Genomic DNA, 14,179 nt, shown 5'->3' on the forward strand with positions numbered 1-14,179 from the left:
TCTTCATCAAAGATAGATCGCCATCGCGAGCAAGCTCACTCCTACAGGGGGCCGTGGTGTGTCAGTCATACAGCCGTCGCCGATCCCGCCGTCGCGGGCAAGCGCGCTCCTACAGTGGTGCACATCTGTAGGCGTGAGCTTGCTCGCGACCGCGGTCTGCCAGGCGGCATGTTCATCCCAGGCACACCGCTAACGCTGTAGGAGCGCGCTTGCCCGCGACGGCGGTGTGTCAGCCGACATCTTCATCACAGATAGATCGCCATCGCGGGCAAGCGCGCTCCTACGCAGGGCGGTGGTGTCAGTCAGACAGCCGTTGGCCCATCCACTGCCGTGGCGGGGGAGCGTGGTTCCGGGATTGTCGTGCCTTCGCGCATGCGCTGTGCATCGCGGCTGAAGCATTTGGACGCCCGCACCAGAAACACCAGGGCAAAGAACAGCGCCACCGGGATCAGGTACATCGCGTCATGCAGGCCCACGGCCTTGAACGGCTCGGTCATCTGTTCGACCTGCGCGGCGTACATCGCCGAATGCGCAAAATGATCCGACAGCAACCCCACCACCACCGGCCCCAATCCTCCGCCCAGCAGGTACAACCCGGCGAAGAACAGCGCCATCGCCGTTGCCCGCAAACGCGGTTGAACCACGTCCTGAATCGCGGTGTAAACGCAGGTATAGAAGTTGTAGGAAAACAGCCAGCCAACGCTGAACACCGCAACGAACACACCAATCTCGATCCGCCCGGCATGCAGCGCGTAACCGGTGCACACACTGGCCACCGCCATGCTCAGCGCGGCAAACACCAGTCGCCCGCTGGCCCAGCGCTGATGCACCTTGTCCGCGATCCAGCCACCGGCGGTCAAGCCCACAAGCCCGGTCACGCCGACGATCATCCCGGTCGCCATCGCCGCTTCCTGCAAGGGCAGCAAGAAATAGCGCTGCAACATCGGCACCATGAACGAGTTACAGGCGTAGGTGGCGAAGTTGAACGCCAGTCCCGCCAGCACCAGCCAGCGAAACGTCGGGATCGACAGCACGCGGCGGATGGGCCGGTCGATCTTCTCCTGGGACGTCGCCACAGCTTCCGCCGCGCCGCGCACCGGTTCGCGAATGAAGAACATGAACACCGCCAGGATCAGCCCCGGCACGGCGGCGATGAAGAACGGAGCGCGCCAGCTGTCGAAAGCCTTGACCATCGCCCCGATGGTGAAGAATGCCAGCAACAACCCCAGCGGCAAGCCGAGCATGAAAATGCCCATGGCCCGGGCGCGGCGGTGTGCCGGGAACAGGTCGCCGATCAATGAATTGGCAGCAGGCGCATAACTGGCCTCGCCAATCCCCACGCCCATGCGCACCAGTAGAAACGTCCAGAAGCTGCCGACCAGGCCGTTGACCGCCGTCAGCCCGCTCCAGGCCGCCAGGCCCCAGCCCATCAGTTTGCTGCGCGAACCGGTATCGGCCATGCGCCCCAGCGGCAGGCCGGCGACGGCATAGACCAGGGTGAACGCCGTGCCGATGATGCCGAGCTGGAAATCGCTGAGCAGCCATTCCTTGCGGATCGGCTCGATGATGATCGCCGGGATGGTGCGATCAAAGAAGTTGAACAGGTTGGCCAGAAACAGCAGAAACAGCACCCGCCACGCGTTCGCCGCTTGAGTCGAATGATCCATGTGTCGATCTCTTTTATTGTTATCGGGCCAGACACAACCAAGCCAGGAATCTGGAATCTAGTCAGGGTTGGCAGGTCTGTCTGTGATCATTCGCGGGGTTGATACCTCAGCATCGGCCTGCGCCCGTAGCAGCACGGCTTGCCGGCGGGAGCGGTGGATCAGCCAATGATGTACTGCCTGACACGACGCCCCCGCCGGCAAGCGGAACGCCGCCCGGCCGGGCTGCTACGGGCGCCTGAAAATATAGTCTTCAGCCCCCCTTCCCAGCCGCAATGGAAAGCCTAGAATGAGCGTCCAACCGATCCCCCCTCCCTCCCCTCTTTCGTAGTTCATCGCCATGTCCGATGTCAGCCCGTGCCTGAATTGTGGTGCCTGTTGTTCATACTTTCGCGTGTCTTTCTTTTGGGGTGAATGTGCATCGGCGGGCGGGACAGTGCCGGACGATCTGGTCGCCAGCATCAGCCCCAGCCGCGTGGCGATGCTGGGCACTGATTGCAAGTCGCCGCGCTGTACCGCGCTGGAGGGTGAAGTCGGCAAGGGCACTCGTTGCTCAATTTATGAACAGCGTTCCAGCCCCTGCCGGGAATTCGAAGCGTCCTGGACCGGTGGCATCCATAACGCCGACTGCGATGCAGCCAGGGCGGCCTTCGGATTGGCCCCCATTGAACAGCCAACCCTGATAGCCGTCGCCTGAACCTTTGGATCTATCGACGCAGGGTGTTATTGCGAAATAGTTAGTACGTTCGTCTCCCAACAGGTGTTTCAAACCCGGCCATCTCTATAATCATTGCAAAGTGCCATCAGCTACCCGACTGAAGGCGCTCCGGCAGTGAACACATGGAGTGGGCTATGGATTGGCTGGGTATGCACTTGCTTTCGTCGATGCCGGCAGATGGCCGGATGCTGCTGGACTGCAGCCACGATCCTCTGCTGGTCCTGCTCGCGTATGTGGTGGCCTGCGCCGCCAGCTTCGCCACGCTCGACATCGCCGAGCGGGTCGGGCATGTCGACCATTTCAAGGCCAGGATTCGTTGGCGCGCGCTCGGTGCCCTGTGCCTGGCGGTGGGCATCTGGGCAATGCATTTCATCAGCATGCTCTCCTTCCGGGCCCCGCTGGACATGCATTACGAGCTGTCCGTGACCGTCGCCTCGCTGGCCATCGCCCTGATTGCCGGCATGGTGGCCATGGAAGCGCTGAGCCACCCATCCCTGCGCCCCACGCAATACCTCGTCGCCTCGGTCCTGATGGGCCTGGGCATCGCCGCGATGCACTACACCGGCATGGCCTCGATGCGCTCAGGCGCCACCCAGTACTACGAGCCTGCGCGATTCACCGCCTCGATCATCATTGCCATCGCCAGCAGCTGCGCTGCGCTGACCCTGGCCATGCGCCTGCGCAGGGGCAGTGGCGTGCTTCATCAACGGCTCAAATACGGCGCCAGCCTGGTGCTCGGCGCCGGCATCGTCAGCACGCACTTCATGGGCATGTGGGCGTTGCACCTGGTGGTCCCTGCCGACGCGCAATTGCAGGTTTCGACCACCGAAAACAGCCTGCAACTGGCACTGACCATTACCCTGATCGTGCTGCTGATCATCGTTGGCAGCGTCAGCGCCGCGCTGGCCGACAAGAAGCTGCAAGCCAAGGAGCGCGACCTGCGCCGGGTCAATGCCCTGCTCAGCCAGCTCGACCAGGCGCGGGTTTCCTTGCAGCAGGTGGCGCATTACGACGCCCTGACCAACCTGATCAACCGACGCGGCTTCAACCAGATCTTCGCCGAGCGCCTGCGGGAACAGACCCAGGCCGGGGGCAAGCTGGCGGTGATGTTTCTGGACATCGACCACTTCAAGCGCATCAATGACAGCCTGGGACATGACGCGGGGGACGAGTTGCTCAAGGTCATCGCCGAGCGCATTCGCAACGCGACCCGCGCCAGCGACGTGGTGGCGCGCTTCGGTGGCGACGAATTCTGCATCCTCATGGCGCTGCACCATAACAACAACGAAGCCCTGGCTCTGGCCCAGCGCGTCATGCAAAAGATGAAAGACCCGATTGCCCTGTCCGGCCGGCGCATGGTCATGACCACCAGCATCGGGATCAGCGTTTTCCCCGACGATGGCCAGACGTGCGAAGAGCTGCTCAAGCACGCCGACCTCGCGCTTTACCAGTCCAAGGGAAACGGGCGCAACAGCACGCACTTCTTCAGTTCCAACCTCAGGACCAAGGCCAGCCTGGAACTGCATCTGGAAGAGGAGTTGCGCGCCGCCCTGCACGAAGAAAGCGGCCTGCAGCTGTATTACCAGCCCATCGTCGACCTGCGCACCGGGTACGTGGCGAAACTCGAAGCGCTGGTGCGCTGGCAGCACCCGACCCACGGCCTGCTGACGCCGGACCGCTTCATCGGCATCGCGGAAAACAACGGCCTGATCGCCGAACTGGACAACTGGGTCTTGCGCCGGGCCTGCCGTGACCTGGGCCAGCTCACTGAACCGGGATTCGATCATCTGGTGATCGCGGTGAACTGCTCGGCCTTGAACCTGGCCCGTGAAGAGTTGCCCGCAGAGGTCGACAGCGCGCTGAAACAGGCCGGCGTCGCACCCGGCAGGCTGGAACTGGAAGTGACCGAAAACGCCCTGATGGGCAATATCAGCAACACCATCCTGCTGCTCAAGCAGATCCGCGCGCTGGGGGTCGGGCTGTCCATCGACGACTTCGGCACCGGCTACTCGTCCCTGGCGTACCTCAAGCGCCTGCCGCTGGACACGGTCAAGATCGACCGCTCGTTCATCATCGACATTCCCAAATCGCCACAGGACATGGAAATCGTCCAGGCGATTATCCTCATGGCCCACACGCTGCATCTGAAAGTGGTCACCGAAGGCGTGGAAACCCCGGCACAACTGGAGTTTCTCAGTACATACGGCTGCGATTACGTGCAAGGCTACCTGTTCAGCAAGCCACTGCCGCTCAGGGACCTGGGCCCGGTGGTGGAGCAACTGAACCGCCCCCACGTCGCCGCGTTGCGTGCTGCGGCCTCGCAGCCCGACACAGAGCCTTTGCCTGTAAAAGCCTGATCGTTCGAGGCCGCTCGCGGAGGGGTTTCCCCTAGGCGCCGCTAGGGTTGGGCCCTATCGCTAGCCATCGATGAGCCGCTGTAAAGTCCGGCTTTCTTTTCTGTGATGGCGCGTTGACACCTGTGCGCCATCCTTCAGGCATGGCAGGCAATGACCAATAAAACCGAGGCAGCAGGCGCTGTATCCGAACTTCTGCAAACCGTACTCGATCAGCACAGCGTGGCGCCCCATGGCGATTACCGCCCGCAACCGGTGCCTGCCCAGTCGTACCTCTATTTCACCGAAACCGACACTGACCGCATCCTCGACAACCTCGACGGCCTGCGCGACATGGTGTTTCCACCGTCGATCCACTTCGAGGAAGCGCAAGACCGCAGCGATCAGCAGTTCCCTTCGGTCTGCCTGATCGGCCTGGGCCGCTGCGGCTCGAACATCGCGCTGGACGTGGCGGAGCTTGTCTATAACGCCCGCACCTTCTACCTGAACCAGTTGAATAACGATGACCGCCTGCGTGACGACAAGGGCTACAGCCCCGCACGCTGGATTCGCAACAACCTGCGTCTGGTGCAGAACAAATCCAGCAAGCCGGTGTTTCTGGTCGAACCGCTGGTGATGCTCGGCGACCTGGACAAGGACATCGCCGGGCGCATCCGTTTTTCGCGCAAGGGCGAGAAAAGCGGCTTCATCAAGGACTACAGCAAGATGAAGATCATGGACCTCTCGGAGGTTCATGCCGGCGGCGCCGGTAACGCGCCGATCCTGGGCCAGTATCTGGCCAAGATCATCCTCAACAAGGACACCGAGCACTTCTCCAGCGCCGACTGGAAGCTGATCCACTCCTACCTGATCGACTCCTGCGGCATCAAGGCCAACCAGTCGCGCCTGTACTTCTACATCTTCAGTGCAGGGGGCGGTACGGGTTCGGGGATGGCCTCGGAATTCGGCCTGGCCCAGCAGTTCTCGTACATGAACAAGACGTTCGACACCAAGCCCGCCAGCGAGAACGACAGCAAGCGCGGGCGCTCCTTCGTGTTCGAGCCGATCTTCACCAGCGGCATCTGCGTTCTGCCGAACATTTCCGACCATCGCAGCGAAATGTCGGAAGCCCTGCACATCAACGCCGGACGGCTGCTGTGCAAGTATCTGGCAGAGGAATGGGATTTCTCGTACAACTTCGAGAACGAAGACAGCAGCGAAGCCAGCGTCATGGGCCGCATCCGGCCATGGAACGCGATGATGCTGATTTCCAACGACATCATGCGCTACGCCGAAGAGAGCGATGACGGCACCATCGAAAACATCGACGTCAACGCCATGGAGCGTCACGCCAACCAGTACATCTCACAACAGATATTCAACATTCTGACCGCCCAGGCGGTCACCACTGACTACGACCAGAACTATTTCCGCAGGGCTGGCATCGACATCGGCGAGACCATTCGCCTGGACGCCAACGACCTGTTCATGAGCCTGGCAGGCCCGGTGGCGATTGCCTACGCAGAATCCGTGGTGCCGGAAACCCCGCTGCCGGGCTCGGACAAGCTCAAGCTGTTCGAGAAAGAACAGCCGCGCCTGGACATCGACGACCTGTTCTTCCGCTCCATCGACCTGCCGCATTTCAACAAGATGACCCAGGCCATCGAAGGCATCAGCCTGCTGCCGATCGAATCGCGCCGGTATCGCGCGGCGCTGGAGCAGTACAAGGCATCCGGTTACGACGCTGCGGCGCTGCATGACCTGCATTTCTTCAAGAACTGCTCGTCGGTGGTGTCGATTGTCTCGCTGCCCAAGGACTACAAGCTGTCCTATATGGATCTGAACCGGCTCAAGACCCACCTCAACAGCCTGTTCCCCAACACCACGCTCAAGCGTTACGCGCTGGTGATCGGCGCCTCGGCCAACCTGTCGCTGACGACCCTCATCGCCAAGAGCCCGTGCCTGTCGGACGATTTCCTGACCTTGATCGTCGCGTTCATCAAGCGCTGCTTCGCCAGACAGCCGTATCGCTTCGACGACACCCTGGACAACTCGATTCTGGATTTCATCATGAGCGATGAGTTCGACGAAGATCGCATCGATGATCTGCTCAATGAATACGAGAACCCGGCAAAAATTCTCGACACCAACTGGTATGCGATCAAACCGATGTACGAGAAGAAGTACCGCGAGCTGATCGACGACAAATCGCGGTTCATCTCGATCAACGACATCCGGATTTCCCGGGAGAGCGTGAAGAAGGCGGTGAAGTATTTGCGGGAGATTTACCGTCACCGGATTGGCAAGACGCGGGTGATTTCGTTGAATCAGCATACGGGGAAGACGGGGTATTTGGCTTGATATCGCTACATTGATGCCCTTCGGGCGCATTCGCGGGCAAGCGCGCTCCTACATTTTTTGCAACGAACCGCATCCTGATAAACCGAGTGGCCAGCCTTTAAAGGCAACCGACGCGGTCCATCAGGCCATGGCACGTTGCAACAAATGTAGGAGCGCGCTTGCCCGCGAATGCGCCCGAAGGGCATCAATGTAACAATCTCAACCCACCTCGGTTACCGACTTACCCACTTTGCCATCATGCAAAGCACCAAATCGGTGCGCTCAAGCCTGCGGCGCCCTCTCCTGGATCAACACCCAAGGCGCCACCACCACCGCCCACAGCGGCGGATCGCGTTCCAGCAGGTCCAGAGCCGTTGATTCAGAGACCTTCCCGACCTCCCCCGAGGCCAGCCACGCAGCCACTTTTGCCTCAGCATTTTCGGCAAAAGCCTCGGCCACGGCGATCAGATCCTGCGAGGGTTCGACCCACAACAGGGCACCCTTGGCAAAGAACGGTTGCAATTCTTTCCACGTGATTGAAGCCGTTTCGCCAAGCAGCTTGGCATAGAGGGTGCTAGGTTCTTGCGTCATGGGTTTCACCGTCTGGAAATTCGGCGTAAATGATACCGCCGCCTTCCCTGCGCTCAAACCCGGATTCAAGTGATTGATTGCAGAGAACTTCGCTCAGGCCGATAGATTGAGTGACCCGGTTGGGGAATCCACCGGCTTGATTGTGTATCTTTCTTTCGATTAAGCGACATCAACAGGTTTTGCCCCCCGCAGCCAGCTTTTCAAGCGCTCGACCGGCGCTCTAAACTGTTCCGGTACAGTTGCCTGGGGTAAGGCCTGGATAAATCAATCCGGTCCTGCAGCTTCTGGCCGTCAGGATTATAAAAACTACAAACGCAAGAGTGGAGCATCATGACTAAGGGTATTAATCAGATTTCCAAGTTGTTTGCCGCACTGGTTCTGGCGGGGGTTGCCAGTCACTCGTTCGCAGCCGACACCATCAAGATCGGCATCGCCGGCCCTAAAACCGGTGCTGTAGCCCAATACGGCGACATGCAGTTCAGCGGTGCCAAGATGGCCATCGAGCAGATCAACGCCAAAGGCGGCGTGGATGGCAAGAAACTCGAAGCCGTTGAATACGACGACGCCTGCGATCCGAAACAAGCCGTAGCCGTGGCCAACAAAGTGGTCAACGATGGCGTCAAGTTCGTGGTCGGCCACCTGTGCTCCAGCTCCACCCAGCCTGCGTCCGACATCTACGAAGACGAAGGCGTGATCATGATCACCCCAGCGGCCACCAGCCCGGACATCACCGCCCGTGGCTACAAGCTGGTCTTCCGCACCATCGGCCTGGACAGCGCCCAGGGCCCGGCCGCTGGCGAATACATCGCCAAGCAGGTCAAGCCGAAAATCGTTGCGGTCATCCACGACAAGCAGCAGTACGGTGAAGGCATCGCCACCGCCGTTAAAACCACTCTGGAAAAAGACGGCGTGAAAGTCGCCCTGTTCGAAGGCATCAACGCCGGCGACAAGGACTTCTCCTCGCTGATCGCCAAGATGAAACAAGCCAACGTCGACTTCGTCTACTACGGCGGCTACCACCCTGAGCTGGGCCTGATCCTGCGCCAGGCACAGGAAAAAGGCCTGAAGGCCGGCTTCATGGGTCCGGAAGGCGTGGGTAACGCCTCGATCTCGCAGATCGCCCAGGACGCCTCCGAAGGCCTGCTGGTGACCCTGCCGAAATCCTTCGACCAGGACCCTGCCAACAAGGCGCTGGTTGACGCGTTCAAGGCCAAGAAAGAAGACCCGAGCGGTCCTTTCGTGTTCCCGGCCTACGCCGCTGTCGAAGTGATCGCCGAAGGCATCAAGACCGCCAAGTCCGAAGACACCGCCAAAGTGGCCGAAGCCATCCACAAAGGCACCTTCAAGACCCCTACCGGCGATCTGTCCTTCGATGCCAAGGGTGACCTGAAAGACTTCAAATTCGTCGTCTACACCTGGCACAAAGATGGCACCAAGACTGAAGCCCCTGTGAAGTAATCGCAGCCTTCATGCTTACCCGAAGCCCACTGCAACCGCAGTGGGCTTTGTTTTAGCTGGGACGCGGGGTTTCACAAGAATCCCGATGCCCTGAACATCTTGAAACCGCACCAGTGAATCACTGGGCTCGTGCCGAACGCGGACGTAGATCACGACGCGCGAGCGGGAAAAAGACTTCACCAGTGAAACACCGAGAAGGTTTTTAGGAGCGCGGCAAATGCCCGAGATAGACATCTATCATTTTTTCCAACAGCTGGTTAATGGCATGACCATTGGCAGCACATACGCCTTGATCGCCATCGGCTACACCATGGTCTACGGCATCATCGGCATGATCAACTTCGCCCACGGCGAGGTGTACATGATCGGATCGTACGTGGCGTTCATCGCCCTGGCCGGCCTGACCATGCTGGGCCTGGACAGCCTGCCCCTGCTGATTACTGCCGCGTTCGTCGCCAGTATCGTGGTGACCAGCGCCTACGGTTACGCCATCGAACGGGTCGCCTACCGCCCCCTTCGCGGCAGCAACCGCCTGATCCCTCTGATTTCGGCGATCGGTATGTCCATATTCCTGCAGAACACGGTGTTGTTGTCGCAGGACTCCAAGGACAAATCGATCCCCAACCTGATCCCTGGCAACTTCGTGTTCGGCCCGGGTTCGACCCATGAAGTCGTGATCTCCTACATGCAGATCCTGATCTTCATCGTCACCGTGGTCGCCATGCTCGGCCTGACCTGGTTCATCTCCCGCTCCCGCCTGGGCCGCGCCTGCCGCGCCTGCGCCGAAGACATCAAGATGGCCAACCTGCTGGGTATCAACACCAACAACATCATCGCCCTGACCTTCGTCATCGGCGCTGCGCTGGCGGCAGTGGCGGCGGTCCTGCTGAGCATGCAGTACGGCGTGATCAACCCCAACGCCGGTTTCCTGGTCGGCATCAAGGCCTTCACCGCAGCGGTACTGGGCGGTATCGGCAGTATCCCGGGCGCGATGCTCGGCGGTCTGGTGCTGGGTGTGGCTGAAGCGTTTGGCGCCGATATCTTCGGCGACCAGTACAAGGATGTGGTGGCGTTCGGTCTTCTTGTCTTGGTGTTGTTGTTCCGGCCAACCGGCCTGCTCGGCCGTCCGGAGGTTGAAAAAGTATGACCAGGAATCTCAAATCGGCCCTGTTCAGCGCTGTACTGGTGCTGCTGGTTGCCTACCCGATCCTCGGGCTCAAGCTGGACATCGTCGGGGTCAACCTGGCGGTCGTCGGCGCCACCACCAACACCTTGCTGGTGATCTTCGGCGCAGCGCTGCTGATGTTCCTGCGCGTGCTGTACAACGAGCAGATCAGCGCCATGTGGCGTTCGCGCCCGCAGAAGCAACTGGTGTCCTCGCGCGCCAGCAACTTCATGACCCTGCCTTCGACACAGCGCTGGTTCCTCGGCGCGATCATCATCGTGGCACTGGTATGGCCGTTCTTCGGCTCGCGCGGCGCGGTGGACATCGCAACCCTGATCCTGATCTACGTGATGCTGGGCCTGGGCCTGAACATCGTGGTTGGCCTTGCAGGCCTGCTGGACCTGGGTTACGTCGGCTTCTACGCGGTCGGCGCCTACACCTATGCCCTGCTGCAGCACTACTACGGCTTCGGTTTCTGGATCTGCCTGCCACTGGCCGGCCTGGCTTCGGCCACGTTCGGTTTCCTGCTGGGCTTCCCGGTACTTCGACTGCGAGGTGACTACCTGGCCATCGTGACTCTGGGCTTCGGTGAAATCATCCGTCTGTTCCTGCGTAACCTGACCGACCTCACCGGCGGCCCGAACGGCATCAGCAACATCGAAAAGCCGACGCTGTTCGGCCTGACCTTCGAGCGCAAGGCGGCTGAAGGCATGCAGACGTTCCACGAGTATTTCGGCCTGGAATACAACTCCGTCAACAAGGTGATCTTCCTGTACCTGGTCGCCCTGCTGCTGGCACTGGCGGCGCTGTTCGTCATCAACCGCCTGCTGCGCATGCCGATCGGTCGTGCGTGGGAAGCGCTGCGTGAAGACGAGATCGCCTGCCGCGCGCTGGGCCTGAACCCGACGATCATCAAGCTCTCGGCGTTTACCCTGGGTGCTGCGTTTGCCGGTTTCGCCGGTAGCTTCTTCGCGGCGCGCCAAGGCCTGATTACCCCTGAATCCTTCACCTTCCTGGAATCGGCGATCATCCTCGCCATCGTGGTACTGGGCGGCATGGGTTCCCAGCTGGGCGTGATCCTGGCGGCCGTGGTGATGATCCTGCTGCCTGAATTGCTGCGCGAATTCAGCGAATACCGGATGTTGGGCTTCGGCGCCTTGATGGTGCTGATGATGATCTGGCGTCCTCAGGGCTTCCTGCCAATGCAGCGTCCCGTCATGAAACTCAAGGGGGAACGCTGATGAGCCGTCCACTTCTGCAAGCTTCAGGCTTGAGCATGCGCTTTGGCGGCCTGTTGGCGGTCAACGGCGTGGGCTTGACCGTCAACGAGAAACAGGTCGTGTCGATGATCGGCCCCAACGGCGCCGGCAAGACCACCGTGTTCAACTGCCTGACCGGCTTCTATAAACCGACGGCGGGCACCATCCTGCTCGACGGCGAGCCGATCCAGGGCCTGGCCGGTCACGAAATCGCGCGCAAGGGCGTGGTGCGGACGTTCCAGAACGTGCGCCTGTTCAAGGAAATGACTGCGGTGGAGAACCTGCTGGTTGCCCAGCATCGTCACCTCAACACCAACTTCCTGTCCGGCCTGTTCAAGACCCCGTCGTATCGCAAGAGCGAGCGCGAGGCCATGGAATACGCCGAGCACTGGCTGGATGCGGTCAACCTGAAGGAATTCGCCAACCGCCCTGCCGGCACCCTGGCCTATGGTCAGCAACGCCGTCTGGAAATCGCCCGCTGCATGATGACCCGCCCGCGCATCCTGATGCTCGACGAGCCGGCAGCCGGCCTGAACCCCAAGGAAACCGAGGACCTCAAGGCGCTGATCGGCTTGCTGCGCAACGACCACAACGTGACCGTGCTGCTGATCGAGCACGACATGAAGCTGGTCATGAGCATTTCCGACCACATCGTCGTCATCAACCAGGGCACGCCCCTGGCCGACGGCACGCCCGAGCAGATCCGTGACAATCCTGATGTGATCAAAGCCTACCTGGGGGAAGCGTAAATGCTGCAGTTCGAAAACGTTTCCACCTTCTACGGCAAGATCCAGGCGCTGCACGGCGTCAGCATCGATGTGCAACAGGGTGAGATTGTCACCCTGATCGGCGCCAACGGTGCCGGCAAGTCGACCCTGCTGATGACCCTCTGCGGATCGCCCCGCGCCCACAGCGGCAGCATCCGCTACATGGGCGAGGAACTGGTGGGCCTGGAGTCGTCGGTGATCATGCGCAAGAGCATCGCGGTGGTGCCTGAGGGCCGCCGTGTGTTCGCCCGCCTGACCGTCGAGGAAAACCTGGCCATGGGCGGGTTCTTCACCGACAAGGGCGATTATCAGGAGCAGATGGACAAGGTGCTGGCCCTGTTCCCGCGCCTGAAGGAACGCTTCAACCAGCGCGGCGGCACCATGTCCGGCGGTGAACAGCAGATGCTCGCCATCGGTCGTGCGCTGATGAGCAAGCCCAAGCTGCTGCTGCTCGACGAGCCGTCGCTGGGTCTGGCACCGATCATCATTCAGCAGATCTTCGAGATTGTCGAACAGCTGCGTCGTGACGGGGTGACCGTGTTCCTGGTCGAGCAGAACGCCAACCAGGCCCTGAAAATCGCCGACCGCGCCTACGTTCTGGAGAACGGCCGGGTGGTGATGCAGGGTTCGGGGGAAGAGTTGCTGGTCGATCCGAAAGTGCGGGATGCCTACCTGGGCGGTTAAGCAACAGCTTCCATCCGGTAGGGGTGCGGCTTGCGGGTAATCGCGATTGTGAAATCGCCCCGCCGGCAAGCCGTGCTGCTACGGGGTTGTCGGATCTCCGCGACTTCCTTTGTAGGAGCGCGCTTGCCCGCGATTGCGTTGGTTCAGCAACTCAGATGTTGTCTGACACACCGCCGTCGCGGGCAAGCGCGCTCCTACGAGAATGGCGTCGTTGGTCAGAGATTTTCCAGCGCCAGCGTCCTGCGCTCGAACCAGTCGGTCAGATAATCCGCCATCACCTGGATCCGCCTCGGCAACTGCCCTTCGAACGGATGCACCATGAACAGCGACGACACCGGCGTCTGATACTCGCGCAACAACCATTTCAACCGGCCGTCATTGAGCTCGTCATGCACCATGTACGACGGCAGCCGCGCAATCCCCGCCCCCAGTAACGCAGCTTTCTTCAGCAAGCCATAGTGGTTGCTGGCGAACGTCCCGCGCACGTTGATCCGCGTCAGTTCGTGATTCTGGTGATAAGCCCAGGTTTCCCTGCCCGCGTAATGGCTGTTGAGCAGGCAGCGGTGCACCCGCAGGGCCTCCGGCGTCTGCGGCTGGCCGTGTTGCTCCAGATAAGCGGGACTGGCACAGGTCAATTCCTGCAGCGACAGCAACGGCTTGGCCACCAGCCGCTCGTCGATACCGACACTGGAACGAATCCCCAGGTCGAAGCCGTCGCGGCGCAAATCCCGGAACTGGTTGTTCAGGTCCAGCTCGACCTGAAGGTCGGGATAGCTTTTGGCGAAATCCGTCAGCACGCCTTCGAAGAAAGTCTCACCCAGCGAAACCGGCACCGTCAGGCGCACCGTGCCGCTCAGGCTTTCGCTGAGGTAGGCCACGGCGTCGCGAATCCGGTCACGCTGGGCCAGCAGCGCACGGGCCTCGGGAAGCAGGATCGCCCCGGCCGAGGTCAGCGTCAGGCTGCGGGTGGTGCGGTGCAGCAGGATCACCCCGTAGCTCTTCTCCAGCTTGCTGATGCGCTTGGACAGCTGGCTGGTGCTGGTGTCCAGCCATTGCGCGGCCAGGGTGAAGCTGTTGGCCTCCACCAGCAGGGCGAACGCCGCCAGGTCCTCCATTTCGCTCATGATTGTTTCCTTTTCGACAACCCGAGGTTGCCGTCCGCCCCCTTTATCGCGATGACGAGCGCGGCACACACTGTGG

Annotated in this window: 11 protein-coding genes; 8 read left to right on the top strand and 3 right to left on the bottom strand. The window is 60.9% G+C overall.

The window, feature by feature from the left end:
* Positions 1–302: 302 nt before the first annotated feature.
* Positions 303–1,724 (bottom strand): MFS transporter, encoded by a 1,422-nt coding sequence (locus tag ACIPOO_RS25745; protein ID WP_274136662.1) that lies wholly within the window; start codon positions 1,722–1,724, stop codon positions 303–305.
* A gap of 280 nt (positions 1,725–2,004) precedes the next feature.
* On the opposite strand from ACIPOO_RS25745, the gene ACIPOO_RS25750 reads away from it, so the two are divergent.
* The 3 genes from ACIPOO_RS25750 (at position 2,005) to ACIPOO_RS25760 (ending at position 7,076) form a co-directional block, all read left to right on the top strand.
* Positions 2,005–2,361: a YkgJ family cysteine cluster protein gene (locus ACIPOO_RS25750; RefSeq protein WP_274136660.1), complete on the top strand. Its 357-nt coding sequence runs from the start codon at positions 2,005–2,007 to the stop codon at positions 2,359–2,361.
* A gap of 155 nt (positions 2,362–2,516) precedes the next feature.
* Entirely contained in the window at positions 2,517–4,739 is a 2,223-nt protein-coding gene (locus ACIPOO_RS25755; RefSeq protein ID WP_400610741.1) for a putative bifunctional diguanylate cyclase/phosphodiesterase, read from the top strand.
* 150 nt (positions 4,740–4,889) lie between these two features.
* Positions 4,890–7,076: a hypothetical protein gene (locus ACIPOO_RS25760; protein WP_274136658.1), complete on the top strand. Its 2,187-nt coding sequence runs from the start codon at positions 4,890–4,892 to the stop codon at positions 7,074–7,076.
* A 261-nt stretch (positions 7,077–7,337) separates the two neighbouring features.
* Here ACIPOO_RS25760 and ACIPOO_RS25765 read toward each other — a convergent pair whose 3' ends face one another.
* Complete coding sequence (locus tag ACIPOO_RS25765; protein WP_274136656.1) at positions 7,338–7,646, bottom strand: DUF2288 domain-containing protein; 309 nt, start codon at positions 7,644–7,646, stop codon at positions 7,338–7,340.
* A gap of 330 nt (positions 7,647–7,976) precedes the next feature.
* Here ACIPOO_RS25765 and ACIPOO_RS25770 point away from each other — a divergent pair, with 330 nt between their 5' ends.
* The 5 genes from ACIPOO_RS25770 (at position 7,977) to ACIPOO_RS25790 (ending at position 12,979) form a co-directional block, all read left to right on the top strand.
* Positions 7,977–9,104: a branched-chain amino acid ABC transporter substrate-binding protein gene (locus ACIPOO_RS25770; RefSeq protein ID WP_274136654.1), complete on the top strand. Its 1,128-nt coding sequence runs from the start codon at positions 7,977–7,979 to the stop codon at positions 9,102–9,104.
* Positions 9,105–9,321: 217 nt separating this feature from the next.
* Complete coding sequence (livH, locus tag ACIPOO_RS25775; protein WP_274136652.1) at positions 9,322–10,251, top strand: high-affinity branched-chain amino acid ABC transporter permease LivH; 930 nt, start codon at positions 9,322–9,324, stop codon at positions 10,249–10,251.
* Positions 10,248–11,510, top strand: coding sequence for a high-affinity branched-chain amino acid ABC transporter permease LivM (locus ACIPOO_RS25780; protein ID WP_274136651.1), 1,263 nt, complete (start codon positions 10,248–10,250; stop codon positions 11,508–11,510). The genes livH and ACIPOO_RS25780 overlap by 4 nt, the downstream gene beginning before the upstream one ends.
* Positions 11,510–12,277, top strand: a complete 768-nt coding sequence (livG, locus tag ACIPOO_RS25785) for a high-affinity branched-chain amino acid ABC transporter ATP-binding protein LivG (RefSeq protein ID WP_274136650.1) — start codon at positions 11,510–11,512, stop codon at positions 12,275–12,277. Before ACIPOO_RS25780 ends, livG begins: the two co-directional genes overlap by 1 nt.
* Positions 12,278–12,979 carry an ABC transporter ATP-binding protein gene (locus ACIPOO_RS25790; protein ID WP_274136649.1) on the top strand — a complete coding sequence of 234 codons (702 nt, stop codon included), beginning with the start codon at positions 12,278–12,280 and terminating at the stop codon, positions 12,977–12,979. It begins immediately after the preceding gene.
* Positions 12,980–13,194: 215 nt separating this feature from the next.
* Here the strand turns inward: ACIPOO_RS25790 and ACIPOO_RS25795 are convergent, their stop codons facing one another.
* The gene (locus ACIPOO_RS25795; protein ID WP_274136648.1) at positions 13,195–14,103 is read right to left on the bottom strand and encodes a LysR family transcriptional regulator; all 909 of its coding nucleotides are present in this window, start codon (positions 14,101–14,103) and stop codon (positions 13,195–13,197) included.
* Between the last annotated feature and the right edge of the window lie 76 nt (positions 14,104–14,179).

Source organism: Pseudomonas sp. NPDC090201 (genome assembly GCF_044746825.1).
In the GTDB taxonomy this organism is placed as follows: Bacteria; Pseudomonadota; Gammaproteobacteria; order Pseudomonadales; family Pseudomonadaceae; genus Aquipseudomonas; species Aquipseudomonas putida_AD.